This window comes from Arthrobacter sp. D3-18 (genome assembly GCF_054408525.1).
This window is the reverse complement of the sequence record NZ_CP096440.1, coordinates 4350856-4376360: the sequence shown is the minus strand read 5'-3', so window position 1 is coordinate 4376360 and position 25505 is coordinate 4350856. Positions and strand designations below refer to the sequence as shown.

General features: G+C 61.5%; 27 protein-coding genes. 12 read left to right on the top strand and 15 right to left on the bottom strand.

Annotated features, from left to right (window positions below):
* Window position 1: 1 nt before the first annotated feature.
* A complete protein-coding gene (locus tag M1D89_RS22525; protein ID WP_498647143.1) occupies window positions 2–2575 on the bottom strand; it encodes an ATP-dependent DNA ligase in 2574 nt (857 codons plus the stop codon).
* A gap of 38 nt (window positions 2576–2613) precedes the next feature.
* Here M1D89_RS22525 and ku point away from each other — a divergent pair, with 38 nt between their 5' ends.
* A complete protein-coding gene (gene ku / locus M1D89_RS22520; RefSeq protein ID WP_498647141.1) occupies window positions 2614–3480 on the top strand; it encodes a non-homologous end joining protein Ku in 867 nt (288 codons plus the stop codon).
* A gap of 87 nt (window positions 3481–3567) precedes the next feature.
* Here ku and M1D89_RS22515 read toward each other — a convergent pair whose 3' ends face one another.
* From M1D89_RS22515 to M1D89_RS22505, 3 genes are read right to left on the bottom strand one after another with little or no spacing between them, the layout of a single operon-like run.
* The gene (locus tag M1D89_RS22515; protein ID WP_017197099.1) at window positions 3568–3834 is read right to left on the bottom strand and encodes a DUF7218 family protein; all 267 of its coding nucleotides are present in this window, start codon (window positions 3832–3834) and stop codon (window positions 3568–3570) included.
* A gap of 25 nt (window positions 3835–3859) precedes the next feature.
* Window positions 3860–4573 carry a DUF6766 family protein gene (locus M1D89_RS22510; protein WP_498647139.1) on the bottom strand — a complete coding sequence of 238 codons (714 nt, stop codon included), beginning with the start codon at window positions 4571–4573 and terminating at the stop codon, window positions 3860–3862.
* A gap of 2 nt (window positions 4574–4575) precedes the next feature.
* Window positions 4576–5106, bottom strand: a complete 531-nt coding sequence (locus M1D89_RS22505; protein ID WP_498647137.1) for a DUF6328 family protein — start codon at window positions 5104–5106, stop codon at window positions 4576–4578.
* A 117-nt stretch (window positions 5107–5223) separates the two neighbouring features.
* Between M1D89_RS22505 and M1D89_RS22500 the strand changes: the two genes are divergently transcribed.
* Window positions 5224–5448, top strand: coding sequence for a hypothetical protein (locus tag M1D89_RS22500; RefSeq protein WP_402940739.1), 225 nt, complete (start codon window positions 5224–5226; stop codon window positions 5446–5448).
* A gap of 109 nt (window positions 5449–5557) precedes the next feature.
* Here the strand turns inward: M1D89_RS22500 and M1D89_RS22495 are convergent, their stop codons facing one another.
* Window positions 5558–5728 (bottom strand): hypothetical protein, encoded by a 171-nt coding sequence (locus M1D89_RS22495; RefSeq protein WP_017197102.1) that lies wholly within the window; start codon window positions 5726–5728, stop codon window positions 5558–5560.
* 309 nt (window positions 5729–6037) lie between these two features.
* On the opposite strand from M1D89_RS22495, the gene M1D89_RS22490 reads away from it, so the two are divergent.
* The gene (locus tag M1D89_RS22490; protein ID WP_017197103.1) at window positions 6038–6517 is read left to right on the top strand and encodes a Dps family protein; all 480 of its coding nucleotides are present in this window, start codon (window positions 6038–6040) and stop codon (window positions 6515–6517) included.
* A 41-nt stretch (window positions 6518–6558) separates the two neighbouring features.
* Window positions 6559–7515 carry a DNA topoisomerase IB gene (locus M1D89_RS22485; RefSeq protein WP_498647134.1) on the top strand — a complete coding sequence of 319 codons (957 nt, stop codon included), beginning with the start codon at window positions 6559–6561 and terminating at the stop codon, window positions 7513–7515.
* Between the two features lie 101 nt (window positions 7516–7616).
* Here M1D89_RS22485 and M1D89_RS22480 read toward each other — a convergent pair whose 3' ends face one another.
* From M1D89_RS22480 to M1D89_RS22465, 4 genes are all read right to left on the bottom strand, one after another.
* Entirely contained in the window at window positions 7617–7892 is a 276-nt protein-coding gene (locus M1D89_RS22480; RefSeq protein ID WP_498647132.1) for an HPr family phosphocarrier protein, read from the bottom strand.
* Window positions 7893–7960: 68 nt separating this feature from the next.
* Window positions 7961–9997: a PTS fructose transporter subunit IIABC gene (locus M1D89_RS22475; protein WP_498647130.1), complete on the bottom strand. Its 2037-nt coding sequence runs from the start codon at window positions 9995–9997 to the stop codon at window positions 7961–7963.
* Window positions 9994–10986, bottom strand: a complete 993-nt coding sequence (locus M1D89_RS22470; protein ID WP_498647128.1) for a 1-phosphofructokinase family hexose kinase — start codon at window positions 10984–10986, stop codon at window positions 9994–9996. Before M1D89_RS22470 ends, M1D89_RS22475 begins: the two co-directional genes overlap by 4 nt.
* Complete coding sequence (locus M1D89_RS22465; RefSeq protein ID WP_498647126.1) at window positions 10983–11774, bottom strand: DeoR/GlpR family DNA-binding transcription regulator; 792 nt, start codon at window positions 11772–11774, stop codon at window positions 10983–10985. Before M1D89_RS22465 ends, M1D89_RS22470 begins: the two co-directional genes overlap by 4 nt.
* A 1369-nt stretch (window positions 11775–13143) precedes the next feature.
* Here M1D89_RS22465 and M1D89_RS22460 point away from each other — a divergent pair.
* From M1D89_RS22460 to M1D89_RS22450, 3 genes are all read left to right on the top strand, one after another.
* Window positions 13144–13917 (top strand): GAF and ANTAR domain-containing protein, encoded by a 774-nt coding sequence (locus tag M1D89_RS22460; protein WP_498647124.1) that lies wholly within the window; start codon window positions 13144–13146, stop codon window positions 13915–13917.
* Between the two features lie 219 nt (window positions 13918–14136).
* Window positions 14137–14595: a hypothetical protein gene (locus tag M1D89_RS22455; RefSeq protein WP_498647121.1), complete on the top strand. Its 459-nt coding sequence runs from the start codon at window positions 14137–14139 to the stop codon at window positions 14593–14595.
* A gap of 39 nt (window positions 14596–14634) precedes the next feature.
* Window positions 14635–15771 carry a glutamate--cysteine ligase 2 gene (locus M1D89_RS22450; protein ID WP_498647118.1) on the top strand — a complete coding sequence of 379 codons (1137 nt, stop codon included), beginning with the start codon at window positions 14635–14637 and terminating at the stop codon, window positions 15769–15771.
* A 93-nt stretch (window positions 15772–15864) separates the two neighbouring features.
* Here the strand turns inward: M1D89_RS22450 and M1D89_RS22445 are convergent, their stop codons facing one another.
* Both M1D89_RS22445 and M1D89_RS22440 read right to left on the bottom strand, forming a co-directional pair.
* Window positions 15865–16266 (bottom strand): VOC family protein, encoded by a 402-nt coding sequence (locus M1D89_RS22445; protein ID WP_498647117.1) that lies wholly within the window; start codon window positions 16264–16266, stop codon window positions 15865–15867.
* A 19-nt stretch (window positions 16267–16285) separates the two neighbouring features.
* The gene (locus tag M1D89_RS22440) at window positions 16286–16726 is read right to left on the bottom strand and encodes a helix-turn-helix transcriptional regulator (protein WP_498647116.1); all 441 of its coding nucleotides are present in this window, start codon (window positions 16724–16726) and stop codon (window positions 16286–16288) included.
* A 26-nt stretch (window positions 16727–16752) separates the two neighbouring features.
* Between M1D89_RS22440 and M1D89_RS22435 the strand changes: the two genes are divergently transcribed.
* The 4 genes from M1D89_RS22435 (at window position 16753) to M1D89_RS22420 (ending at window position 21704) form a co-directional block, all read left to right on the top strand.
* A complete protein-coding gene (locus tag M1D89_RS22435) occupies window positions 16753–17370 on the top strand; it encodes an alpha/beta hydrolase (RefSeq protein WP_419203625.1) in 618 nt (205 codons plus the stop codon).
* A 206-nt stretch (window positions 17371–17576) separates the two neighbouring features.
* Window positions 17577–18578: a LacI family DNA-binding transcriptional regulator gene (locus M1D89_RS22430; protein ID WP_498647113.1), complete on the top strand. Its 1002-nt coding sequence runs from the start codon at window positions 17577–17579 to the stop codon at window positions 18576–18578.
* A gap of 8 nt (window positions 18579–18586) precedes the next feature.
* Window positions 18587–19318: an HAD family hydrolase gene (locus M1D89_RS22425; protein WP_498647111.1), complete on the top strand. Its 732-nt coding sequence runs from the start codon at window positions 18587–18589 to the stop codon at window positions 19316–19318.
* A 31-nt stretch (window positions 19319–19349) separates the two neighbouring features.
* The gene (locus tag M1D89_RS22420; RefSeq protein ID WP_498647109.1) at window positions 19350–21704 is read left to right on the top strand and encodes a glycoside hydrolase family 65 protein; all 2355 of its coding nucleotides are present in this window, start codon (window positions 19350–19352) and stop codon (window positions 21702–21704) included.
* A gap of 33 nt (window positions 21705–21737) precedes the next feature.
* Here M1D89_RS22420 and M1D89_RS22415 read toward each other — a convergent pair whose 3' ends face one another.
* From M1D89_RS22415 to M1D89_RS22400, 4 genes are all read right to left on the bottom strand, one after another.
* Entirely contained in the window at window positions 21738–21929 is a 192-nt protein-coding gene (locus tag M1D89_RS22415; RefSeq protein WP_402940782.1) for a YegP family protein, read from the bottom strand.
* Window positions 21930–22208: a hypothetical protein gene (locus tag M1D89_RS22410; protein ID WP_498647107.1), complete on the bottom strand. Its 279-nt coding sequence runs from the start codon at window positions 22206–22208 to the stop codon at window positions 21930–21932.
* A gap of 286 nt (window positions 22209–22494) precedes the next feature.
* Window positions 22495–23979 (bottom strand): MFS transporter, encoded by a 1485-nt coding sequence (locus M1D89_RS22405; RefSeq protein ID WP_498647105.1) that lies wholly within the window; start codon window positions 23977–23979, stop codon window positions 22495–22497.
* An 88-nt stretch (window positions 23980–24067) separates the two neighbouring features.
* Window positions 24068–24571: a MarR family winged helix-turn-helix transcriptional regulator gene (locus M1D89_RS22400; RefSeq protein ID WP_498647103.1), complete on the bottom strand. Its 504-nt coding sequence runs from the start codon at window positions 24569–24571 to the stop codon at window positions 24068–24070.
* Between the two features lie 33 nt (window positions 24572–24604).
* Between M1D89_RS22400 and M1D89_RS22395 the strand changes: the two genes are divergently transcribed.
* Entirely contained in the window at window positions 24605–25390 is a 786-nt protein-coding gene (locus M1D89_RS22395) for a class I SAM-dependent DNA methyltransferase (protein WP_498647101.1), read from the top strand.
* Window positions 25391–25505: the final 115 nt, after the last annotated feature.

The following is a 25505-nucleotide window of genomic DNA, read 5'->3' as shown; positions in this document are numbered from 1 at the left end:
CCTAGTTGGGCTGGCTTACGTCCTCAGGGGACTTGTCCGGACGCCAGCCACGCCACACCGGATGCCGCAGCCGGCCGGGGCCTGTCCATTCACCGAACGTTACCTCGGCCACCAGCTCAGGGCTCACCCACTTGGCACCCGCAGCATCCTCCCGCGGAATGTCCGCGAAGGGGGAGTTGCCCACTCCCAGGGGCTCCAGTTTCTCCATGACGTCGCGGAGCTGCCAGTCCTTGAACCCGGTGCCCACCCGGCCCACGTAGTGCAGCTTGTCGCCGTCTGGGATGCCCAGCAGCAGCGCACCGAAAGTCCCGCTCCTGGCGCCCGCACCGGGACGCCAACCGCCCACTACCACTTCCTGGCTTTGCTCCAGCTTCAGCTTGATCCAGGACCTGCTGCGGCGACCAATCACGTAGCGGCTGTCGGCCTTCTTGGCCATGACACCCTCCAAGCCAAGCTCGGCCGCGCTGGTCATCAGGTCCTCAACGTCGTGGTCCAACACTGCCGAAAGATGCAACGGGCAGCCTTTCGGCAAGCGCTGCGCAAACCCGGAGAGCCTCTCGCGACGCTCTCGGAAGGGCAGCCCGCTCAGGTCCGTGGCGTCGTCGTAAAGAAGGTCGAACAGCATCAGCTGCACCGGAACCGTTGATCGGGCACGTTCAATATCCGCAGCCTTGACCAGGTTCATCCGGAGTTGCAGCCGCCCGAAATCAGGCCGCGAACCTTTGCCGAGCGCCACAATTTCGCCATCAGCCACGAAGTCGCCATCGGGCCAGCATGCACGGTCCGTCAGTTCGGGATAGGCGGCGGTGAGATCGTTTCCGTTGCGACTCATGAGCCGGATCTTGCCCTCCGTGCCGGTGATGATCGCCCGGATTCCGTCCCATTTCAGTTCATACAGCCAATCATCGCCGCGCAAATCGGCTGTGGTCCCGGAGGTGGCGAGCATGGGGGTGTAGTTCGGCATGGGCTGGGGAGCAGCAGGCTTGGGCGGCCGCGGCGAGGACTTCGCCGAGCTCGCGGACGGAACCCGCCGTCCTCCCGGCTGCTCCTTCATCAGGTGAATCAACCATCGGTCGCCCGTATTGATGAGCGCAAAACGTTTGGTTCCACCGAGACCACCACCCGGCTCGCCCGTGAGGGTCGCGATCACTTCCTTGCCGTCGCGCCACTTCTCGCACGTGTACTCGCCGCGGTCCCAAATGGTCATGGTGCCTGCCCCGTACTCACCTTTGGGGATCACGCCCGCAAAGTTCGCGTATTCCATGGGGTGGTCTTCGGTATGGACGGCAAGGTTGTTGCGGTCGGGGGTTTCCGGGATGCCACGCGGCAGCGCCCACGACGCCAGGACGCCATTGTGCTCCAGGCGCAGGTCCAAGTGGTAGCGGCGGGCGTGGTGCTCTTGGATGACGAAGATGCCGCCGGGGGGTGGAGGATCGCCGGGCTTCGGTTGATCGGAAGAGGAGCCTCCGGATTGCTTGGAGGTGGAAACAGCCGACGACGACGGAAACGGCTCCGGGGTTTTCCCCGGATCGCGCATCCCGACGTATTTGGCGAGACGGTTCTCTACCGTCACCACCCGCTCGCGGGAACGGACCGAACCGCCGCCGGAACCGGCGGTGCTTGAACTGCCTCCGGCAGCAGCGCCGTCGTCGTCATTATCATCCTCACCGTGAGGCGGCAGGTGCCGGTCGGAGATGGACGCAAAGTGGTCCTTCCCGGTAGCAACGCGCTTCATCACGGCCAAGTAATCGAGATGGTCCAATGAAGGGGAGGAGAGCTCCCGCCAAGTGCGCGGTGCGGCGACAGTAGGGTGGGCTTTTCCGCGCAGGGAATAGGGGACGATGGTGGTCTTGTTCCCGCTGTTCTGGCTCCAGTCCACCAGCACTTTTCCGTGGCGGAGGGACTTCTTCATGTCGCTGACCACCAGCTCCGGGTGATCCGATTCCAAGGCACGGGCGAGCTCTTTGGCGAACGCGGACACTTGCTCGGACTTCAGGGTGCCGTCGAGGCCGGTGTAGAGGTGGATACCCTTGCTTCCGCTGGTGACAGGGACTGGATCCATGCCCATGTCCTGCAGGATGGAACGGGCCAGCTTGGCCACCTCAACGCACTCGGGCAGTCCAGCACCAGGGCCTGGATCGAGGTCAAGGACGAAGCGGTCGGGTCGTAGCGGCTTTCCCGAAGGGTCCACCTGCCACTGCGGTACGTGGATCTCCAAGGAGGCGATCTGGGCCATCCAGGTGAGCGTCGCAAGGTTGTTCACCATGGGATACACGTTGGTGTGGTCCGAGTGCTGGATGGCGGCACGGGGAATCCATTTGGGAGCCGAGTCTTCGAGATTTTTCTGGAAGAACACTTGCCCGGGATCCTCAGCGGTGCCCACCCCGTTGACCCAGCGCTTGCGGGTTACGGGCCGATTGGCAGCGGCCGGGATCAGGAACGGCGCGACGGCGGCGTAGTACTCCAGCACTTCAGCCTTGGTGGTGCCGGTTTCGGGGTAGATGATTTTGCCCAGGTTGGTGAGGGTGAGCTCGTGGCCTTCCACGTTCACCCGCTCCTGTTGCTTGCCTGCCACCTCTTCTCCTCTGCTGTGTTGTGCTGTTGACTGGGTGCATGAGGGCCATATGGAAGGGATCTATCGCGTTCGGTCTGGTCAACGTACCAGTGAAGCTCTACAGTGCCACGGAGGATCACGATATTGGCCTGCACCAAGTCCACAATAAGGACGGCGGGCGCATTCGGTACCAGCGGAAATGCGAAATTTGCGGCGAAGTTGTGGCGTACGAGGATATCGACAAGGCCTATGAAGAAGAAGGCCGCACCGTAGTCCTGACGTCGGCTGAATTGAAGTCGTTGCCGGAAGAGAATAGCCGCGAAATTGAGGTGGTGGAGTTCATCCCCGCCGAGCAACTGGACCCCATCATGTATGAACGCAGTTATTTCCTGGAGCCGGACTCCAAATCGCCCAAGGCGTACATGCTTCTTCGGCAGACACTGGAGGACACGGACAGGATCGCGATCGTCCAGTACGCGTTGCGGCAGAAGACCCGCTTGGGGGCGCTGCGGGTACGTGGTGACGTGCTGTTGTTGCAGGCGCTCTTGTGGGGAGATGAGGTCCGGGAAGCCAAATTCCCGTCCTTGGAGACCGACATCAAAATCTCCGACAAGGAGCTGGAAATGTCCTCCGCTTTGGTGGAATCCATGGCGCACGACTTTGACCCCGATGAATACACCGACGACTATCAAGCGCAGCTCCGAACGCTGATTGAGGCAAAGCTGGAAAAGGGCGAAGCCTTGGATACCGAGGCCACTTTCGGTGCAACGGAAGGCGAAGGCGAGGGCGGGGACGTCATCGACCTCATGGAAGCCCTCAAACGCAGCTTGGACAAGAAACGCGGAAAGGAAAAAGCGGACGACGACGCCGCTGCCGCCAGCAAAACTGCCAGCAAACCAAAGACGCGGGCCAAGAAAAAGGCGTGAACCGGCGTCGTAATTCACCCGATCGAATTTCATGAAAGCAGTGGCCGCCGTTCAAGCGGCCGCTGCTTTCATGTTTGACCTGGATAACTAGTGATTCCGCAGCATGGAGATGAGCTCGGATTTCTTCTTATCCGAGTAACCCTTTAGCCCAAGTTCTTTGGCGCGTGACTTCAATTTGTCCACAGTCCAGTCATCGTAGTCACCGGACTTACCGCCCTTGCGTCCTACTTCCTTGCGGCCCTTCGCCGCGGCAGCGTTCGAGACGCGGGCTGCCTTCTCCTTGGACGCGCCATCCTCGCGGAGCTCTTCATAAAGTTTGGGGTCCTTCAAACTGGAGTTTTTCTTTCCAGGCATGATGCCGTCCTTTCTCTGAATTGGGTTAGGCGCCCGTCTCGTAGTGTGGCTCTGCAACCGGCTTTGACTCCGGTGAGCCTCTTTCGCGGAGGTACACGGACGCTCCTACCAGCACGGCCACGGCCAGAAACTCGCTTTGCCAGTTTTGGAAGGACTCAAACCAGAACTGGCTTGACCCGACGTACTCCCACGTGGAGACCTCGGGAAGGCCATGGCTGCGCTGTTCGTCGTTGTAAGCGGACGTTCCGCTAAAGGCATGCAGGATGAAGGAAAGCAGGAAAAGCAGGCCGAGCAGGCCGGAAAGCGAATGCTCGTAGACCTTCAGGACCCAACCGCCCCGGCGTACAGGCCAAGGGGTCTTGGCTGTCATCTTTGCGTCTCGCGGGTCCTCGTCCTGAGGGGCGTCCTTGTCCACGGGCTTTGATTCGGAGGAGCCCCTTTGGAACAGGAAAACCGTCAGGACCACGTACATGGCCATCTGGAGGAACTCCGACTCCCAGTTCTCAAAGACGGCTTCCCAGAAATTTCCAGAAGTCAGGAAATCGGAAATGCCGGTTGCCGGTTGTCCGTGTGTTTGCTGTTCTTCGCTGTAATGGGCTGCCCCTGAAATGATCATTCCGCCGAGGAAAACGACGAACAGGCCCGCGTTGACCAGCAGCAAACCATGGTCCTTGACCCACTGGCGGGCTGGCTTGTTGTCTTTACCAGATGTGTCTTGGTGCTTGGCAGGTTTCAGCATGCTCACACCTCTCTTGAATTTCCGCTGTTGCTGTTGCCGTTGCCGTTCCGGACGGCGCGGCGGTGCAGCCATAGCGGCGTGCCCACCACGAGGAGCAACAGGACCAGGATGATGAAACTGGCGGCCACAATTCCTGCGGTTCGTCCTGCGGTGAAGTCGAAGACCAAGGTGGCCGAGCCCACGATCAGGAGTGCTACCCCGCCCAACGCCCACTTGGTGACAACGTCGGCACTGGAGACCAGGGTGGCCTTCAGCCCCCTGCGGAACAACCGGCGATGAACACTGACGGGGAGCACGATGAGGATTGTCGTCAGCGCTGCCACCATCACGTTGAAGAGGTAGAGGCTCCGTTGCCAGTCGTCCAGCTCTTCGAAGCGTTCCTGGAAGGGCAGCGTCAGCAAGAAGCCTCCCAGAATCTGGACCCCGGTCTGGAGCACCCGCAATTCCTGGATCAGTTCCATCCAGTTCCGGTCCATACGCTCCTCGAGCGATTCATTGCGACCGGTTCTGGGAGCCTGCTCCGGCTCTACCATCTGTGCACCTCCATTGTGGTTTTGGTGGACGACGACCATGCGTGGGACTACGGTCGAACTGTCAGCATTCCTCGATCTTTTCTATCGGGGCCTCATCGGATTTCCAAGGAGGAAGCAATGAGCCAGGACGAACACCGCGTAGACCCGGAGAGCGAACCCGGCGGCTACGGCACCCCCACCCCGGAGCAGGAGATGCCTGGCCAGGGTGATGAACGCGAGACGCCGGAACGGCCGGCCCAGGGAGTGCCCGACACCCTTGGTGACGAGTTCCCGACACCCCAGGACCCTGATGCGGCCCCGCCACCTTCAGCGACCGGTAAAGGCGCCGACGGCGACGGGTGATACAGGAGGGCTGCTCCCAGTGCACTTGCAGTGATGGGAACAGCCCTCACGGTCTGTAACTGCTTAGGGCCTGGCCGTGGGATCCGGGAGGGGTATGTCCGGTTTTGGTTTATACCGTGTGTCCCCTGCGACCCGACATGAAGCTCAGCAACCAGCCGATGGCCGCAATGACGAGGAGGATGACGCCTACCCACAGCAACCAACTCAGGGCTTCAGTGAAGCCGCCTACCAAGAGAAGAACAATTGCTACTACACCAGCAATGATCAGAAGCGTATTCATGGTCAGCACATTCCTTTCTGGGGGAATCTTTGATGAATCGCCGATTCCAAACTATGCATTCCGATTTACTTCGATTGAGTTATGCCGGTACTTGGAGGCGTTCCACGGCCTCAAAGTGCCTTTTCGTGTATCACATGCCGGTCTTCGCCATGTGGTGAAGTTCGCCAGTCGTGAACAGTAACACTCTTCATTGTACTACTAAGCAACCTTATGAAAGGCTTATGGCAGTCGTCACCTGATGATTGGGCAGTTGCCGCAGAGATTATGCGGCGCGTTTTTGGCTCACATGAACGTCCATGAGAGGAACACATGAAAGCGTCACAGCAGCTTGCAGACAACCTTCAGATCGTCCTGACCGACCTCATCGAGCTGCAGCTCCAGGGGAAGCAGGCGCACTGGAACATTGTGGGACCGAACTTCCGCGATCTCCACCTCCAGCTGGACGAGCTGGTCCTGGCCACACGCCAATTCGCTGACGACACAGCCGAGCGCATGCGTGCACTCCACGCCCTGCCCGACGGCCGCAGCGCAACCATCGCCAAGGGCACCCGCCTGGAGGAATTCCCGGCAGGCCTGGTCAACACCAAGAACGCCGTCAAGCTGGTCACTGAGCGTGTGGAGCGTGCCGTTCAGACCATGCGCGATGTCCATGACGAAGTGGACGAGGAAGACCCCACGACGGCGGACCTGCTTCACGCGTTCATCTCCCGCCTTGAGCAGCTGGTGTGGATGATTAACGCGGAAATCATGAACGCCGGCGCTGCCGTGACGGATCCGGACGAGGCCTAGGCCTTAAAGGACCGGGCGACCACGAGTAGGGCGGAAGAACCGTGCCCAGGCTTAAGCGCAGTGACCTGTCCAAGCCCGGCATCGTCCGCCGCAAGGTAGGAAAAGGGTTCAGCTACAGGCATCCGGACGGGACCCTTGTCAGCAAAGAGGATCGCCAGCGCATTAATGCGCTGGCGATCCCGCCTGCGTGGACCGACGTGTGGATCAGCCCCTACGAGCACGGCCACATTCTGGCCACCGGGGTTGATGGTGCAGGCCGCAGCCAGTACATCTACCATCCCCGGTGGAGGGAACGGAAGGACACCGAGAAGTTCCTTCGCGCAGCCAAGCTAGGCCTTGTCCTGCCCGCAATTCGGCGCAACGTCACGGTGCACCTGCAGAACTCCGAAGATCCCAGGCAACAAACCCTCGCCGCTGCGGTACGGCTCATGGATCTGGGTGCGCTCCGCGTCGGCTCCGAGATCTATATGAAGCAGAACGGCTCCTATGGGCTCACCACACTCCGATGCCGCCACGCCCGGGTGGAAGGGCAGGATGTCTTCCTGAAGTTCCCCGGTAAGAGCGGCCAGTTGTGGGACACATCCATACACGACCCCGGGCTGGCAGCCTTCCTGGAACCGCTCGCACAACGGCCCGGCAAAGAGCGGTTGCTGGCCTACCAAGCCAACGGGTCATGGGTTTCCGTTGACGCGTCCATGATCAATGAATACTTGCGTGGCATCGCCGGCGAAGCCTACACATCAAAGGATTTCCGGACGTGGAAAGGCACTGCAGCTGCGGCGATATGCCTGATCAAGTCCGGCCATAAGGGCACACCACGCCAAGCGATAGTGCGGGCCATCAAGGAAGCTTCGGAGTTGCTGGGCAACACCCCGTCGGTGGCCCGCTCTTCGTACGTCGACCCAAGGATCATCGAGGCCTACCTCTCGGGCAAGCTCAAGGAAGTGAAGCCAACGGAGGCGTCTGTTGCGGCCTTCCTGAACGAAGAGAAGACCTAGCCGGTGATTGACGGCGGCAGACACAGATAGAGCCTGCCGACACCCTTATTCCGGTGTTGACAGGCTCTATCTGTGTCGCTGAGGGACTTGCGTATCCCGGGTTAGGCGTCGTGGTCCGTTTCGAGGATCTTGACCAAGCTGTCCAAGGCCGCATCCGCACCTTCACCATCGGCGCGCAGGACTACAACGTCGCCGTGGGAAGCGCCCAGGCTCATCAGTGACAGGATGCTCGCGGCGTCCATGGCGTCATCCGCGGGCTCGCCCTGGCGTGCGATGGTGACGTCGAGATCCAGGTCTCCAGCTGCTTCGGCGAAAATGGCTGCCGGACGGGCGTGGAGGCCCACACGGCTTGCAATGGTGGCTGTACGTTCTGGCATTGGTGCTCCTCTTTGTAAGGGGTGGCTGTGTTGAGGGGTTGCTTTGTGGGAAGTCTAGACCGTTGTGGCTACACGCTGGCAGTAGCAGGAATGGGTTCCGCTTCCACCGGCTTCTTGACTGCAAAGCGCTTGAGGGCGATAACCAGAAGTGCGGTGATGACCACACCAACGGCAACTGACAGGAAGAACAGCAGGAAGTTGTCGATCGCGAAGAACACGAACAGGCCGCCGTGGGGCGCCTTGGACGTTACGGCAAAGGCCATGGACAGTGCGCCGGTTACTGCACCACCCACCATGCTGGCAGGGATGACGCGAAGGGGATCAGCAGCGGCGAAGGGGATGGCACCTTCCGAGATGAACGAAGCCCCGAGAAGCCATGCAGCCTTTCCATTTTCACGCTCAGCCAAAGAGAACAGCTTCTTGTTCAAGACCGTGGCCAAAGCCATCGCGAGGGGCGGAACCATGCCGGCAGCCATGACAGCTGCCATGATCTGCCATGGTGCCTGGTTTGCTACCGAAGCAGCTCCCAGACCCGCGACCGCGAAGGAGTAAGCCACCTTGTTGACCGGGCCACCCAGATCGAAGCACATCATGAGGCCGAGGATGATGCCCAGAAGGATAGCGCCCGCACCCGTCAGGCTTGAAAGTCCAGCATTGAGTGCGTTGGTCAGGTCCACGATGGGGCGCCCAAGGATGAGGAACATCAGTCCGGACGCCACAATGGAAGCTATAAGAGGGATGATGACTACGGGCATCAAACCTCGGAGCCAACGAGGAACGTTGAGTTTTCCTATTTGGTAAGCGGCGTAGCCGGCGAGGAGGCCGCCGACGATGCCGCCGAGGAAGCCCGCCCCCATGAATCCAGCCACCGCGCCGGCAACGAAGCCGGGTGCAATACCGGGCCTGTCGGCGATGGCGTAGGCAATGTAGCCAGCCAGCGCAGGCACCAGGAACTGAATCGACAGGTTGCCGATCTTGAACAACACGGCTCCCAGATAAGCACCCAGAGGACCCCAAGCGTTGTCGGGGAAGGCGGTGGGGAGGTTGAAGATGCTGTTTTCGACGACGATCTTGTCGGCGAAGTCCGTAATGAGATAGCCACCCATAAGGAATCCGAGCGCCATCAACAGGCCACCACCGGCTACGAACGGAATCATGTAGCTCACGCCGGTGAGGAGTGCTCGCTTCAGCTTCTGGCCGATGTGCTCGCCCTTCTCCTCCGCATCGCGCTCAGCCTGCTCTTCAGGGCCTGCATGGGGAACGCGGCGTGCCCGGGGGTCGTCGGCAGCTGCAAGTGCTTCCTGAACCATCTTGGTGGGTTCGTCGATGCCCCGCTTGACCGGTGCGTTGATGACCGGCTTGCCGGCGAAACGTTCCTTGCCTCGAACATCCACGTCGACGGCGAAGATTACTGCGTCAGCTGCTGCAATCACTGCCGGGTCAAGCGGCTTGGCGCCAGAGGATCCCTGGGTCTCGACCTGAAGGTCAACGCCCATTTCCTTGGCGGCGGCCACCAAGGAGTCGGCAGCCATATACGTGTGCGCAATACCTGTGGGGCAAGCAGTCACGGCCACGATGCGCTTTGGTGCTGCAGTCGTCGTCGTACTGGCGGTAGCGGCAGCGGGTGCAGCCTCCGCAGGTGCTGCAGCCGGCTTGTCGGCCAGGGCGCCATCGACGAGGTCCACAATGTCCTGCTCGGTGGCTGCCGCACGCAGAGCCGCCGTGAAGTCCTTTTTGATCAGCGAACGGGCCAGCTTGGAGAGCAGCTTCAAGTGCTCCTGGTCCGCGCCGTCCGGGGCCGCGATGAAGAAGATGAGGTCAGCCGGGCCGTCCTTGGCACCGAAGTCCACTTTGTGGGACAGGCGCGCCATGGCCAGGGCAGGCTCCTGGACGGCAGCGGAGCGGCAGTGCGGAATAGCGATGCCGCCGGGAACGCCGGTTGCGGTCTTTTGCTCGCGGGCGAAGGCGTCGGCGAAGAGGCCTTCAACCTCGGAAGCACGGCCGGTGGCGGCAACTTTGCCAGCCAGGACGCGGATGACGTCGGCAGGGGAGTCGCCCAGGTTTTGGTCGAGGGTGACCAATTGGGGTGTGATCAGCTGGGTCACTGTGAGTCCTTCTGGAGGGCCGTGATGGTTACGGCATTGGGGTTTGTCTGGTGGACTGCCGGGACAGTGGAGCCCGGCAGCGAAGCAGCAGCGGCACCATGTGCCACGGCTTGACGAAGGCAGTCCTGCGCAGAGCCACCTTGGGTAGCAGCCAACAAATAGCCGGCCAATGAAGAGTCCCCGGCGCCCACCGTGCTGACGGCTTTGATGGGAGGATGCGTGGCGAACCATGCTCCGTCGGCCGTCACCAGGACTGCTCCCTTGGACCCGAGTGTTGCAAGAACGGCACCTACACCGCTGGCGACGACGGCGGCAGCGGCTTCAGCAGCTTTGGCCGGATCCGCTTCCAGTTCGTCAGCAGTGGAGACGTTGGTAAAACCGGCCGCGGCGGCAAGCTCTGCGAGCTCTTCCGCGTTCGGCTTGAGGAGGTCCGGCTTTCCTGCGGCATCGCCCACCAAGGCGGCCGCGAGCGGCGCTCCGGAGGAGTCAATGGCGATGCTTGGGGCGGCCGTTCCGTCCGCGTTCGACCGGAGTCGACGAGCGATGGTGGCGTAGAAATCCGCGGGTACTCCTGGTGGGAGCGAACCTGCGAGAACCACCCAGCTGGCGCCACGGGAGCGTTCCAGCAGCAGCCCGATCAGGGCTTCCTGCTGTTCACCGCTCAACTCCGGGCCGGGTTCGTTGATCTTGGTGGTGACACCGTCCGGTTCGGTGAGCGTGACGTTGCTGCGCAACGCCTGGCCGATGGGCAGCGCCGCGAACGGTACGCCGCCGTCGTGCAGCCCTGAAAGTACAGGATCCGAATCGGCGCCCGGAAGGACTGCCAAAGTGTCCAGGCCAGAGGCAACCAGCGCCCGTGAAACGTTGACACCCTTTCCGCCGGATTCCTGGTGGACGGCCACCGCGCGCTGAACCTCACCGCGGGCCAAGGCGCCGGGGAGCTCAACCGTACGGTCCAGGCTCGGGTTGGCGGTCAAAGTGATGATCATGCGATCACCACGTCGACCCCGGCATCGGCCAGGGCCGCTGCGAGTTCCGCGGACGGTTCGCTGTCTGTGATCAAAGTGTCAACGTCCTTCAGGGTGGCGAACTGGACCAGTGTTTCGGCGTCCAGCTTGGAAGAGTCGGCCAGGGCCACCACGCGGCGGGCTGACGTGACGAAGGCGGCTTTCACCGCGGCTTCTTCGGGATCCGGCGTGCTGAGCCCAAATGTTGCGTGGATGCCGTTGGCACCGACGAAGGCAATGTCCGGCCGAAGTTTGTGAGCTGCCTCCACGGTTGACTGCCCGACGGCGGCCTGCGTCAGTCCGCGGACACGGCCGCCAAGGATCTGGAGTGCTATGCCCTGCGAGGAGGAGAGCTTGCCGGCGATGGGGATGGCGTGCGTGATGACCACGAGCTCATCATTTCCGTTGGCCGGTGGCGTGCGCTGGGCCAGTAGGTCGGCGAGGGTCTCGGTGGTGGAACCCGCGTCCAGGAGGACGCTTCCCGTGGTGAGTTGGGGGATCAGGGCGAGTGCCGCGTTAGCGATGCGAAGTTTTTCCACCTGACGCTGGACGGCGCGCTCGAGGATGCTCTCCTCACGTGTGCTCAGGAGGTCGGAGGTGACGGCGCCGCCATGAACGCGCCTCAGGTTCCCGGAAACCTCAAGGGCCGCGAGGTCACGGCGGATTGTCTCAGTGGTGATGCTGAAACGGTCGGCAAGGTCAGTGACGCTCACCCGTCCGCGCTCTGCGACGAGTGCGGAGATCAGTTGCTGGCGTTCTTCGGCGAACACTTACCCTCCATTGCGGTCAAGCTGGCTTATCAGTGCAGCCACATCAGTGACTGCTGTCACAACGATGTGGAATTGCTTGACTCTATCTTTGTTTATGTTGGTAAGTCAATAGAAACCAACATAAACGCAGATGCAGATGCGGATAGTGCGGACGACAGAAGACTCCAAGCGCACGAAAAGGGCGTTCCGCGCTCCCTGTAGCGCGGCACGCCCTCGTTCGGATCCCGACTGGGGGATATGTACGGGATCCGGTCTGTGGAGTGAACCTGCCTGGTTTTCCTGCCGCCGTGGGCTAGGTCAAAGGCCCGGGCGGTTCTCCCGGTGTTGGCGGCGAAGGCACTGTAGGTCCGGGTGTGGGCTCCGGAACGGGCGGCGGCCCTGGTTCCGGCAACGGAACGGGCTCAGGAGTGGGACCCGGCTCGCGGGTGGGATCAGGATGTGATGGGTCCGGCGGGAATTCACTCATGATCAGGCGCTCCGCCGATGTGCGGAGTGTTGCGGCCGAAGGCTTCCCGGAACAGCGGAGGGATACCTGCTGGAGTCCCACCCCGAGCCCGGGTAGTCGATGGGAAGGTTGTCCGGATCGGGCGGATCCGGAAGGCGGCGCTTGCCGGCTTGCCCCAGCTTTCCAGCCGTGGTGGAAGACTCTTTTCGTTGCGATTCTGCGTGCATGCTATCCCTCCCGGTAGCTTCAGAATTGTTGGTGTAGCTTCTCATCGCGTTGTTTCTCATGGCGCTGCTCCCCATGTCGTCCCCAATCTCAGTCCGGAATTTCCATACGGAAGCCGCAATGGCACCCGAGGATGCGTGTGTTGATAAGTACCTCGTACATCCGCAGCTGCGCTCCAGGAGTCAGCACCAGAGGGGCCTGGACTCTGCGAAGCTCGCAACTTTTGGTTTTCATAGGTTCACCGCAGTGGAGGTACTGGCCGCCGAATTGCAGAACGCCTTGGGGGACGCCGGGGCGGTTCAGGATCGCGGCCACGCGTCGTACGGAGGCGACATGTTCATAGGAGTACCTGCAAACATGGCACTCGTATGCCACTTCCACCATGTTGGGCGCGGGCGGATAGTGCGACTGAATGGAATTCACCAGGAGGTGCTGGTCGGTATTGCAGCGCGAGCACCAAAGCGGTTCATCTGGCGGTTGATGTGCTTCGTCCGGGACTCTGGACGCTGGCTGAGCCGGCATGGGTCTGTACCTCTGCATCAAAAAATGCGGGGTGCCCGTCTGCATGAGCTGAAAAGCCTGAGTCCTGTGACGTGGACTATAAATCGATTGTGCACATAGGTGCACGCCAGATGCAAGGATTCTGTTTCCATTGCCGGACGGGTGACGAGTTGGGCCTGGGCGACCGTAAAATGAGGCATGGACGAAATGAACGTTGATTTTGCGGCGCCTGATGCTGTCTCTGCGCCCGACGATGTTTCGGTGCCTGAGCAGCTTCAGGACCTGGTGATAGACAGCGAAGATGTGGGCGGATTTCTCCATGAGCTCGCGGTTTTTTCGGCTTCTGCCGTGTCGCAGGCCGTTGGCATGGATGTGCTCTGCGGCATCACCCTCAGCCGGCGCCGACGCACTGCCACGGTAGCTGGAAGCACCCATGAAGCCAGGCTGATCGATGAAGTTCAGCAAGCGTACGGTGATGGTCCGTGCCTGGAGGCCATGCGCAGCCATGGGACCCAGCATGTTCCTGACACATCAACCGAAGAAAGGTGGTCGGAATACTGCAGGGTCATCGCCGAGCGAGGGCATCTTTCGGCCCTCTGCGTGCCCCTGGAATTGGACGAAGGAGCCACCGCAGCCCTCAACTTCTTCGCCCCGCAAGCCCACGCATATGATGACGCCACCATCCGTAATTGCGAACTTTACGCAAGCCAAGCCGAGCGCTCCCTGCGGCTGGCCGTACGGATTGGTGTGAAGCAGCAGCACGCAGACGATCTGCAGGAAGCCATGCAGACTCGTACGGTGATCGACCTCGCCAGTGGAATCATCATGGGCCAAAACCGCTGTACGCAGGAAGAAGCGTTCCAAATCCTCAAGAAGGCATCGAGCACCCGGAACCAGAAGCTGCGGAACGTGGCGGAGGCTATCGTCAAGAGCGTGGCCAACGAAGCTCCCGTGGCGCACTTCGAAGCTTAAAAGCGCGCGCACCAGGGGTAGGAGGAAACCCGATCACTTGTGACGGGCGCCACTAGTGAACTACATTCATACATGGGTTAAGCAGATAGCCCTTGGAGCCTCATGAGTTGTGCCATCCCGGATGGTCCAAGAACTGCACCTTTTTAGCCGTGGCCCTTTTCGGCCGGCTCACAGTGTGCCTCCATGCAGGCTCCTTGAAGGAGTAAAAGGAGAATGGCAATGACGCTTGGATCCCCGATTCCCGCCCCGAAGCCTGCAAGTGGACAGGCACCTGCAACTGCCGATACCGGAGCACGCCCGTGGTGCACCGTTTGCAATACTGATTCCTACGTTTTTGTAGAGACGGTTGTGGAAGCAACACCGAATCAGTCGGAGATCGTCGAAGTCAGCTACACCTGTAGCGAATGCGATACGTTTTACGCCCACGCAGTCCGACTGGATGCCTTGATACCAGCCATCCAGAGTGAATTTCTTTCCACGTCCGCAGCGGGCCTCTGGTTCAGCTGCACCCACTGCGGTGATCCCATGACCTTGGGACGCCCCACGGAACGCGTCATCGAGGCGCCCCGGACCACTGACGATCCGGACAGTCCCAGCCTCCTTGAGGTGTACTTGCAAACGCAGGTGCTCCACTGTCGTTGCGGTTTCCAAATGGAGGTTCCGCGCCACGTTGGATAATCGCCGTCTCTAAACAACTCGTCGCGGGGAGGGGTGGCTATGCGTACGTTTGGCGTCGAAGAGGAACTGCTCATTGCTGATCCGGTGGATGGCATGCCCTTGGCATTGGCCGCCGACATCCTGGATGTGGCCTCCCCTGAGGGCCCGGAGTCCAACCCTAAAGAGCCTTCGCTGAAGTCGGAGTTCAAGCAGGAGCAGATTGAGGTCAACTCGCTGCCCTGCCGGACTGCCAAAGAACTGAGGGCCGAGATCCGGGCCGGCCGGGCGTTGGCGGACTCCGCCGCCCGGGCCGTGGGGGCGCGGGTTGCGGCATTGGCAACCCCGCCCGTCTTCCATGCCACACCCACTGCGGGCAATCAGCGCTACGCCGCCATGGGCACGGAATTTGGCCTCATTTCCCGTGAGCAACTCACCTGCGGCTTCCACGTCCACGTGTCCATCGAGTCGCCGGATGAGGGCGTCGCAGTGCTGGACCGGATGCGCCATTGGCTGCCGGTCCTCTTGGCATTGAGCGCCAATTCCCCTTACTGGATGGGGGCTGACACGGGGTTCGCAAGTTATCGCACCCAGATCTGGAACAGATGGCCTACGGCTGGTCCCATGGATGTTTTCGGTTCGGCTGACGGCTACCGGGCAGTGCTTTCAGAGCTGCTGGGCACCGGAGTTCCACTGGACGAGGGCATGATCTACTTCGACGCCCGCCTGTCCAGGGGACACCCGACGGTGGAACTTCGGATTGCCGACGTCTGCCTCTATGCAGCGGATGCCCTCACCATTGCGGTCCTCGCACGGGCCCTTGTGGAAACGTCGGCAAGCGAGTGGCGCAAGGGGGAACCGCCGTCGAGCACTTTGACCCCGGTGATCCGCATGGCCAACTGGAAGGCGAGCCGTTTCGGCGTCAATAACCAATTGCTGCACCCGCTGGAGCAGGCGCCATATGCTGCCGCTGATGTGGCCGCTGCCCTACTCCGGCACATCCGCCGGGCCCTGACCGAATCAGGGGACCTCGCGCTCGCGCGGACAGGGGTGGCGAACATCCTCCGGCGCGGAACCGGCGAGCGGCTGCAGCGGCAAGCTTATGGCCGACGGCAGCGGCTGTCCGACGTCGTAACTGAGGCAATCACCTCCACGCATCAGGGCGGCGAGCGGTCCGATGCCAGCCTGATGAGTCTCTGACAACAGAAGAACGACGACGGCGGGACGTCGCTGTGGGTGCCCACGGTGACATCCCGCCGTCGTGCTTTCGGACTGTGAACCCTGCGAGGATGGTTAGCCCTGATTGATGCGGATCATGTTGCCCGAGGGGTCGCGGAAGGCGCAGTCGCGCGGGCCCCACGGCTGGTCGATCGGCTCCTGGAGTACTTCGGCGCCGGATGCGCGTAGCTTTTCGAAGGTGGCGTCGAGGTTATCCGTGGTGAACACGAGCATGGGCATGACGCCCTTGGTAAGGAGTTCCTGGATGGCGTCGCCGTCGGCCTGTGAGCGGCCTGCGTGTGGCGGAGAAAGGACAAGCTCAAGGTCAGGCTGGGCATCGCTGCCGATGGTTACCCAGCGCTGTCCGTCGGAGCCGACGTCGTTCCGAACGTCAAAACCCAGGGCGTCCCGGTAGAAGGCGAGCGACTCATCGACATCGTTGACTGTGACGTGTGCGTACTTCAGTGAAATGTTCATGGATCACACGCTATTGCAGCTATGACGCGGGCGCTTCTTCAATCCTGCTCAGATTTTTGTTGCCCGTTCTCTCAGGGCGGGTGTGCTGTTTTGCGATGCAGTTGGGCATGGCCTTCACGGCGTGGTGCTCCCGGGTCCGGTATTCGCTGGGGTTGATTCCTACGATCTCCGTGAAGCGGCTGCTGAACGAGCCCAGCGAGGTACAGCCGACTTCCATGCAGGCATCCGTCACGCTTGTTCCTGCGCGGAGCAGGGCCATGGCACGCTCGATGCGCCTGGTCATGAGGTAGTTGTACGGCGATTCACCGTAGGCGGCCTTGAACTGGCGGGAGAAATGCGCGGGGGACATCAGTGCCCCGGCGGCCATGGTGGGAACGTCCAGCGGACGCGCGTATTCGCGATCGATGAAGTCGCGGGCGCGCCGCAGATGGGCCAGGTTGGCCAGTTCCTGCGGAGTCATGGGCACAGTCTACTAGGCTCGTCCCCATGGAATCAGTGGTGTGGTCGAAGCCCGAAAATCAGCGCAAGGGCACCCCGTTGCTGGTAATGATGCACGGGTATGGCACCAGCGAGCAGCGCATGGTGGACCTCTTCCCGCACCTTCCGGGTGAGTTCACCTGCGCGGCACTTCGCGGCCCCAAGATCATTGGTGACCACTATGGCTGGTTCCTGCTGGACTACTTCTTGACCAACGACTTCGCGGATGTCATCGCATCCACCAACTCAGTGTTCAACTGGATCAACTCCGTCAAGGACAACCACAGCAGCGTCAGCCTGCTGGGATATTCGCAGGGCATGGCCATGGCCAGCACTCTCCTCCGTCTGCGGCCCAACGCGTTCAAGGCAACGGTGGGCCTGTCCGGGTTCGTCCTGGACAACGATCTCCTGGCTCTGAGTGAGTCTTTTGACGCTCCACCACCCTTCTTCTGGGGGCGGGACAAGGCTGATCCGGTGATCAATGAGGACGCCATAGCCCACACCGAGGAGTGGTTGAACGCCAACGTCGCACTAACGGCGCGCACCTATCCGGGGATGGGACACAGGATCGAGCCGCCGGAGCTGGTGGATGTGAGCGCGTTCCTCAAGTACTACGTCTTGGGTTAAGCCCTAAGGATTAGAAGGCATCAAGGCCTCGGAATCAAGCTTTCGGCGAGATTCGCGTCACAATATCGCATTCGACCACACTCTATTGAATGACAAAATTGTAAGCGCTTACACTTTTGGCTGGTGTCCCGGTTAGGGGCTCACGCGAAGGCGTCAGACGAGGATGGAAAGGGTTGAGGCCGTGTTGCATGGTTAGGACTCACAGAGTGACAATCCAGGACGTAGCCGTTCTGTCCGGGTTGTCCATTTGCACGGTGTCGCGGGCCCTCAGGAACCTCCCCAATGTTTCTGAAAAAGCCCAGCGACAGGTGGCGGAAGCCGCCAGCAAACTTGGCTACAAAGCCTCCGCCGCAGCTTCCAGGCTGGCCGGTGGGAATACGGGTTCGGTGGCTATCGTGGCCCCGACAGCCACTGCCTGGTTCTTCGCCCAGGCCGTGGAAGCAGCAGAAGAAGTCTTCGGCGACAGTGGCTACGACACAGTCCTGATCAGCCTGCGCAACAAAGCCAGCGTGCGGCAACAATTCTTTGCGGACCTGGGAAACCTGACGCAAAGAGTGGATGGGCTACTGCTGCTCAATATTGACCTCGCCCCCAAAGAGGTGGAAGCGTTGGAAGCCTGCGGGCTGGCAGTGGCCAGCGTGGGCATGCGAAATGTTCCGTGGGACAATGTAGGTATCGATGACGAACACGCAGCCTGGCAGGCCACCCAACACCTGCTGGGGCTGGGCCATTGGGACTTGGCCGTTCTCTCGAGCAATGAAGACTCCGTTGTGACTGAGACTCCACGGTTCCGTGGCTTCAAACGTGCGCTGGATGATCACCACCTCACCGTCCACCCGGACCTTGTGGTGGGAACCGGGCCGAGCATCGACGACGGCAGGCGGGCAATGACTGAACTTATGACCCGCGGCGGGAGGCCCACAGCAGTGTTCGCCCACTGTGATGAGGCCGCGTTCGGTGCCCTGATGGCACTGCGTGAACACGGCCTTTCCGTGCCCAAGAACGTGTCCGTGATCGGCATAGACGATCACCCCATGAGCTGGTTCCTGGGCCTGAGCACCGTGGCGCAACCCGTTGCCGACCAAGGTGCCTTCGCAGCAAACCTGCTGTGTGAACGCCTGCTGAATACTGAAACCCCCCATCAATCCTCCAACCACCTGCTCGATACCAAGCTCATCGAACGCAAGACCACGCGCCACAAGCGCTGAACGGAACAATGCACATGACTGATCTTCGTAATGCCTGGACTGGCGCCTCGGCGCTGTTGTTCGACCTCGACGGCGTGCTGACGCCCACTGCCGTGGTGCATGAGCAGGCGTGGCAGGAACTTTTCGACGGTTACCTGGCCGCTACGGGCCACCCTCAGGGATACCGGGAGAGTGACTACTTCGATCACATCGATGGCAAGCCTCGCTTCGACGGCGTCCGTGACTTCCTGACGTCCCGCGGCATCACGCTGCCTGAAGGGCCGGTTCATGACCACCCGGACAACGAGACGGTTCAAGGCCTGGGCAATCGCAAGAATGCGATATTCAACGAGATCGTGAACTCCCGCGGCGTTGAGCCGTATGAGGGCTCGGTCAAGTTCATCAACGCAGCAGTAGAGCTGGGTCTCAAGGTGGCTGTGGTGTCCTCCTCGCGCAACGCGCCTGCGGTACTGAAGGCCGCCGGACTCGACCACCACTTTGAGGTGGTCGTCGACGGCCAGGTTGCTGCCGGCGTCGGACTTCCCGGTAAGCCGGACCCGGCCACCTACGTCTATGGAGCAAGCCTGCTGGGCGTGCCCGTGGAGGAATGCATCGTGGTTGAGGACGCAGTGTCCGGCGTGCAGGCCGGTGCAGGAGCCGACTTTTACGCCGTGATCGGCGTGGACCGCGGGGCAGGCCGGAAAACCCTGCTCGACGCCGGCGCCACGCTGGTGGTGGACGACCTCAACGATCTTCTCTGACCCTACTTTTTTCGAAGGACTTCAACAGCCCATGGCACTCATCAGCTCCGATCGGCTTCGCTTCCCCTGCGAGCCCTGGAAGCTCGTGGAGAATATCCACGTCCCCGGTGACGAGGGAACGCTGGAAACGCTATTCGCGCTTGGCAACGGCCACCTTGGTATCCGTGGCTCGCATTCAACAGCCGGGGACGGCGAGCTTCCCGGCACGTTCATCAACGGTTTCCATGAGATTTGGGACATCAAGCACGCCGAAAACGCGTATGGTTTTGCCCGGACCGGCCAGCGGATCGTCTACGTGCCGGACGCCAACAACTTCACCGTCTCCATTGATGGCGAAGCCCTGAGCCTTGCCGAATCCACGGTGCTGGACTATCACCGCAGCGTGGACTTTTCCACAGGCGTCTACGAGGAAAGCATCACCTGGGCCTGCCGCTCGGGCGCTACCGTCACCACGGTGGAGCGTCGCGCCGTAGGCTTCGATTCCCGCGGATGTCTTGGCTTGGAACTGTCGCTGACAGCTGACCGCGACGTATCCGCGGACATCACCTCCGGCGTCGTGAACCGCCAGGACCAGCCTGTGGAGGACCACTCAGTCCACGACCCCCGTCGATCGGGCCGGCACGCTGGCCGGGTCTTGCTGCCGCTGCACCTCCAGGGTACCGACGGCTCGCTTCGCCTGGCATGGGAAACGTCCGAGTCCCGCCAGCGCGTCGCCATGGCCGTTGACCACTGGATTTCGGCTGAAGGCCAGCCCTTCGAGACCTTGGTGGCGGAGGACGAATCGTCCGTCCGCTACGTTTTGGCCATTCACGAGGGCGACACTTTCCGTTTGGAGAAGTCGGTCAGCTACGTGGTTGCCGGCTCCTCTGACGCCGAAGACCGTGGCGAAAGCCTCGCGGCCGAAGCCGAAGCGAACCTGGTGTCCTTCTCCGACATCCTGGCCCAGAGCAAGGCCCACTACGCCGAATACTGGACCACGGCGGACATCTCAATTGGCGGGCAGCCGGAAATGCAGCAGGCGGTGCGCTGGGGTTTGTTCCAGTTGGCACAAGCCACTGCCCGGGCCGGCGTTGCGGGTATCCCGGCCAAGGGTGTGAGTGGTTCCGGTTACGAGGGCCATTACTTCTGGGACCAGGAGGTCTACCTCCTTCCGTACCTGACCTACACCAATCCCTGCGGAGCGCGGAAGGTGCTGGAGTCGCGGCACGCGATGCTGCCGGACGCGCGCGTCCGGGCCAAGGAGCTCAGCGTGGACGGTGCACTGTTCCCGTGGCGGACCATTAACGGCCTCGAAGCGAGTGCCTACTACGCAGCCGGTACTGCCCAGTTCCACATTGCCGCGGCCATCGCCTTCGCAGCCAACCGATACCAGTGGGCCAGCGGCGATGATACGTTCCGCGGCGAACTCGGCGCCGACCTGCTGATTGAAACAGCACGGATGTGGGCCTCGCTGGGCTTCTTCGGCAAGGACGGAATGTTCCACATCCACGGTGTCACCGGCCCGGATGAGTACACTGCCGTAGTCAACGACAACCTCTACACCAACGTCATGGCGCGCTTCAATCTGCGGGCCGCCGCCGCGCTGGAACACGAGGGGATCGCCGAAACCGAGCGCATGGTGTGGCGGCAGGCGGCCGAGCGGATGTCGCTCCCGTACGACCCCCACCTGGAAGTCTTCAGCCAGGACAACGACTTCATGACTCTGGAGCCGTGGGACTGGAACACACCCAAGTCCAAGTACCCGCTGCTGCTGAACTTCCACCCCTTGGTGATCTACCGGCACCAGGTCCTCAAGCAGGCTGACACCGTGCTGGCCATGTTCCTGCAGTGGCAGGACTTCACGGCCGAGGAAAAGCAGCGCGCTTTCGACTTCTACGATCCCATCACCACGGGCGACTCCACCCTGTCCGCCTGCGTGCAGGGCATCATGGCGGCCGAGGTTGGTTACGGCGACGTGGCGCTGAAGCACTTTACCGAGGCACTGTTCATCGACCTCGACAACTCCCATGGCAACACCATCGACGGCGTCCACATCGCCTCCACTGGTGGTATCTGGAGCTCCTTGGTATGCGGTTTCGCAGGCATGCGCGACCAGGGCGAGGTGCTGCGCTTTGATCCTCGCCTTCCGTCAGAGTGGGAAGGCCTGTCCTTCCGGCTCAAGGTGCAGGGACGCCTGTTGGCCGTGGACCTCTCTCAGGGTTCCATCGCACTGACGCTCGTGTCCGGCGAGGACTACAGTGACCAGCCGTTGCGGATTGATGTGCGGGGTTACGACGTCACTGTTGGCGCGGAAACCGTCACGGTGCCCTTGGACACCGTAGCCGTCCCGCCGCCGTCGATCTTCCCCAGCGTCTTTCCGACGGCGGGCCTTCCCATTATCCGGTAGGAGCGAACTGTACCCTCAGCCCGAACTGCAACGTCAGGATGCCCGCGACGTGTGGTCCTCTATCAGGCCACTCGCCGCGATCTCCCGTAGAGAGTAGATGGCTTTGGCGGCGGAGTCCTTGTCGTGGAAACAGATGGAAAGAGCGAGTTCCGTCCCGTCACCATCGACGAGCCGGACGCGGCAATCACCTCCGGATTCTTCGAACAACTCAAAGTGGCCTGCCATCTAAGCGGCACCCCGTTCCGGAACGTCTACGGGCGTCTTTGCCCCTGGCGTCCCTTGCGGAGCCGCGGCGTTTCGACGCCGTTCCAACTCGCAGTTGATCAGCTCCAGCAGCGCTTGGGCCGGCTCGGACAGGTGGTGGGTGTCGGGGGAGCCTAGTTGGTCGCAGTGCAGGAGCACATGGCGGATCCGTTCCAGTTCACGTGATGGCACTAAAGGCCAGCGGTGAAACAACTGCCTGACGGCGATGGCTCCAAGAAGGGCATCGGGTTTGTTGGACACGCCGTGGCTTCCATGGTGTGCGGCTGCTCTCCGTCGAGCAATGCTGGCCGCGGAAGGTGCGGCCCCATGGGCCAGGAGGATCTCTGACTTGAGGGAATTGGGGGCCAAGGCGGACCTCCCTGATGAGTGCGAAGGAAGCCGGCTGCGTGACTATGAAATTAGCTTACAGAATGTGAGTTATGTCATGTCAATCGTTACGCGAGTTAACCGCCGTCGTGATTTATAGTTCCGCCGCTCAAAGCAGAAAAGCGCCGCCGCCCCGTACGGGGTGGCGGCGCCTCTGCGTCTATCCGAGGTGGATGTGGGGAGTGTCCTCCGCGCCGCTGAAGGTCTTGCGGTCGATCCTGATGAGGAGCAAGGCAATCGGGGCGATCAGTACCGCCACGCCGGCCGCCCATAGGAACACCAGTGAATAGCCCGAGGTCAGGGCGGCCAGTGTCCCGCCACCAACTGCGGCTGTGGCTGCGGCCGCAATGGCGCTGAAGAGCGCGATGCCCAGCGAGCCACCGATCTGTTGTGACGCGTTAACCAGTGCGCTCGCGACGCCGGCATCGTCCTTGTCCACGCCGAACAGGGCCAGGTTCTGCATGGGGACGAAGACCATTCCGAGGCCGATGCCCATCAGTACCAGTGCAGGAAGCATGTTGACGGCGTAAGTACCCTCGGGTGTGACCTGGGTGAGCCACAGCATGGCAGCGGCCATGAAGACGGGGCCCACGGCGCTGGGGATTCTCGCGCCCAACTTGGGTAGGTTCTTCGCAACGATGCCAGCGGTGACAATCAGGACCACCGTCATGGGTAGCGATGCGATTCCTGCGGCAAACGGCGCGAAACCGAGGACGATCTGCAGATAGAAATTGATGAACAGGATGCCGCCAATCAACACCGCTCCTGCCAGGAATGATGCCAGGAACGCTGCTGCACGGTTGCGTTCCGTAGCGACGCGCAGCGGCAGCAGTGGATTCCTGACTTTGCGTTCGACAGCGACGAACAGTACCAGCAGCAGCGCACCTGCAGTGATGAAACCCCATGATTCGATAGCACCCCAGCCGTGCTCGGCGTTGGCGAAGCCGTAGACCAGGGAGCCCAGCCCCAGCGCGGCAAGAACGACGCCGGGCCAGTCGTATTTGGTGGAGCCGCCGGCTTTGCTTTCACTCACCAAAGCCCAGACGCCAACGAGGGCGATGACGGCAATGGGGACGTTGACGAAGAAGCACCAGCGCCAAGAGACGAACTCGGTGAGGAAGCCGCCGAGTAAGACTCCAGCCGCCGCGCCCACCCCGCTAATGGAGCCAAAGATGGCAAACGCGGTGCCGCGGTCCTTGCCTCCGGGGAAAGCAACCGTCAGAAGCGCCAGCGCCGCCGGTGCGAGTAGGGCTGCGAAGATACCCTGCAGGGCTCGGGCTCCAATCAGTTCCCACGGCTGCTGCGCAAGTCCACCGATCAGGGATGCGACGGCGAAGCCTGCCGAGGCTGTGATGAAGGTCCGCTTCCGGCCCCAGAAGTCCGCGATGCGCCCGCCGAGCAGCAGGAAAGCGCCGAAGACCAGTGCGTAGGCGGTGACCACCCATGCCCGGGTCGAGTCGCTGATGCCCATTTCCATCTGGAGGCGGGGGAGTGCCAGGTTCACGATGGTGCCGTCCAGGACAACCATGAACTGGGCCAAGGCCAGGAAGGGGAGGGCGCGCCAGCCGATCCCCTTCTTATTATGTTGACCTTGTTTGCCGCCTTGACCCAAAGGGTCCGACGTCTCGAGTAGTTGTGATGCCACGCGTCACCCATTCTTTTAAGTAGTAATACTTATGAAAGTATAAGTACTTTGGATGACTCGTGTAAGCCGTGAGGGAGTGACTTATGTCCTAGTGCTGTTCTGGTCGTGGGGTTTGTGCCAGTTCGGTTACCTGTTCCGGCACCTTTTCGGGTTCCGCAAGGAACGAAGCCAACCGCTCCAAGGCGGGCAGGCTGGCCGCGATCTGTTCACGCTCTTCGGGGAGCAAGCGTTCGCTGGCTTTTGTGAGGGCCTCAGCCCATGCGCCCTCGAGGAGTGACTTAATGCGTTTGGATTCGTCTGTGGGGTGGAGGGAGACGTACCGCTTGTCTGCTGCATCCTTGACTCGCGTAACCAGGCCGGCAGCCACCAGCTCGCGCAACTGGACGCTTACATTGCTCAGTTGCCGGCCCAGGCGCGCGGCCACCTCGGCAACGGTGACTCCGGGGTGGCTCTCGATGACCCTGAGAATCTCCAGTACACCGTTCGAAATGGGGCGAAGGCCTGTTTCGTTGAGCGACTTACGCCGGATGTCGGACGAGATATCGATCATGCAGACGGCCAACGCCACGTGGTCCACTGGCTTTTCTCCCATCCGTCAAGCATAGGTGGGTGCAATAGTGGAACCATGATCAACCAGCAACAGCTCTGGGACGACGAAGCCGCAGGCCAGTACGACACTCCTGGTGATGGTATGTTCTCGCCCGAGGTACTGCGGCCCACAGTTGAGGTACTTTCCGGGCTTGCTGAGGGAGGTCCTGCTGTCGAATTCGCGATCGGTACTGGTCGCGTGGCCATCCCCCTTTCGGAGGCTGGTGTCCCTGTCAGTGGCATCGAACTGTCCCATGCGATGATCGCCCGCCTTCGCGAAAAGGTAAGCGAGGACCTGATATCCGTGGTTCAGGGCGACATGGCCCAGGCGCGTGTCGCCGGAGAATTCTCGCTAGCCTTCCTGGTGTTCAACACCATCGCCAATCTCCTGACCCAGGACGAGCAAATCGCGTGTTTCGAGAACGCAGCCCGTCATCTTGCGCCTGGCGGCTGTTTCGTCATCGAGCTCTGGGTGCCGCAATTGCGTTCCCTGCCACCTGGGCGCGGCGGAACTGTGGAGGTGAGCCAGCCTGGGTACCTGCTGGTGGACACCTACGATGTTCTTCGCCAACACGTCATTTCTCACCACGTGCACTTTGGCCCGGAGATTTCAGATGGACGTGAGGCGCGGCTTAGGCGGACCCCACACCGATACATTTGGCCCAGCGAGCTCGACCTCATGGCGCGGTTGGCCGGATTCGAGCTGGAATCCAGGTGGGCGGACTGGGACCGTAGTGAGTTCACGGCGGAGTCCCGGAGTCACGTATCGGTGTACCGGCTGGCTGAGCATGCGGCTGTCCTGCAGCCCGGGACAGCGGTATAGTCGGCCCATGCTCTCATTGCGTCGATTTACTTGCCCCCGACCGGTCTCCGGTCGCGAGGGCTGTTTGGCGCGCGCCTAGGTCCTGGCGCTGGAGTGAGTCGGGGGAGGAAGCCTC

Excerpts from the sequence above, each read along its gene's own strand:
- M1D89_RS22455 (WP_498647121.1), top strand. The coding sequence starts at position 14,137 with ATGACGCTTGGATCCCCGATTCCCGCCCCGAAGCCTGCAAGTGGACAG.
- M1D89_RS22445 (WP_498647117.1), bottom strand. The coding sequence starts at position 16,266 with ATGAACATTTCACTGAAGTACGCACACGTCACAGTCAACGATGTCGAT.
- M1D89_RS22470 (WP_498647128.1), bottom strand. The coding sequence starts at position 10,986 with ATGATCATCACTTTGACCGCCAACCCGAGCCTGGACCGTACGGTTGAG.
- M1D89_RS22480 (WP_498647132.1), bottom strand. The coding sequence starts at position 7,892 with ATGCCAGAACGTACAGCCACCATTGCAAGCCGTGTGGGCCTCCACGCC.
- M1D89_RS22400 (WP_498647103.1), bottom strand. The coding sequence starts at position 24,571 with ATGGGAGAAAAGCCAGTGGACCACGTGGCGTTGGCCGTCTGCATGATC.
- M1D89_RS22425 (WP_498647111.1), top strand. The coding sequence starts at position 18,587 with ATGCACATGACTGATCTTCGTAATGCCTGGACTGGCGCCTCGGCGCTG.
- M1D89_RS22450 (WP_498647118.1), top strand. The coding sequence starts at position 14,635 with ATGCGTACGTTTGGCGTCGAAGAGGAACTGCTCATTGCTGATCCGGTG.
- M1D89_RS22500 (WP_402940739.1), top strand. The coding sequence starts at position 5,224 with ATGAGCCAGGACGAACACCGCGTAGACCCGGAGAGCGAACCCGGCGGC.
- M1D89_RS22420 (WP_498647109.1), top strand. The coding sequence starts at position 19,350 with ATGGCACTCATCAGCTCCGATCGGCTTCGCTTCCCCTGCGAGCCCTGG.
- M1D89_RS22415 (WP_402940782.1), bottom strand. The coding sequence starts at position 21,929 with ATGGCAGGCCACTTTGAGTTGTTCGAAGAATCCGGAGGTGATTGCCGC.
- M1D89_RS22440 (WP_498647116.1), bottom strand. The coding sequence starts at position 16,726 with ATGACTCCGCAGGAACTGGCCAACCTGGCCCATCTGCGGCGCGCCCGC.
- M1D89_RS22490 (WP_017197103.1), top strand. The coding sequence starts at position 6,038 with ATGAAAGCGTCACAGCAGCTTGCAGACAACCTTCAGATCGTCCTGACC.
- M1D89_RS22435 (WP_419203625.1), top strand. The coding sequence starts at position 16,753 with ATGGAATCAGTGGTGTGGTCGAAGCCCGAAAATCAGCGCAAGGGCACC.
- M1D89_RS22515 (WP_017197099.1), bottom strand. The coding sequence starts at position 3,834 with ATGCCTGGAAAGAAAAACTCCAGTTTGAAGGACCCCAAACTTTATGAA.
- M1D89_RS22495 (WP_017197102.1), bottom strand. The coding sequence starts at position 5,728 with ATGAATACGCTTCTGATCATTGCTGGTGTAGTAGCAATTGTTCTTCTC.
- M1D89_RS22505 (WP_498647137.1), bottom strand. The coding sequence starts at position 5,106 with ATGGTAGAGCCGGAGCAGGCTCCCAGAACCGGTCGCAATGAATCGCTC.
- M1D89_RS22395 (WP_498647101.1), top strand. The coding sequence starts at position 24,605 with ATGATCAACCAGCAACAGCTCTGGGACGACGAAGCCGCAGGCCAGTAC.
- M1D89_RS22460 (WP_498647124.1), top strand. The coding sequence starts at position 13,144 with ATGGACGAAATGAACGTTGATTTTGCGGCGCCTGATGCTGTCTCTGCG.
- ku (WP_498647141.1), top strand. The coding sequence starts at position 2,614 with ATGAGGGCCATATGGAAGGGATCTATCGCGTTCGGTCTGGTCAACGTA.
- M1D89_RS22510 (WP_498647139.1), bottom strand. The coding sequence starts at position 4,573 with ATGCTGAAACCTGCCAAGCACCAAGACACATCTGGTAAAGACAACAAG.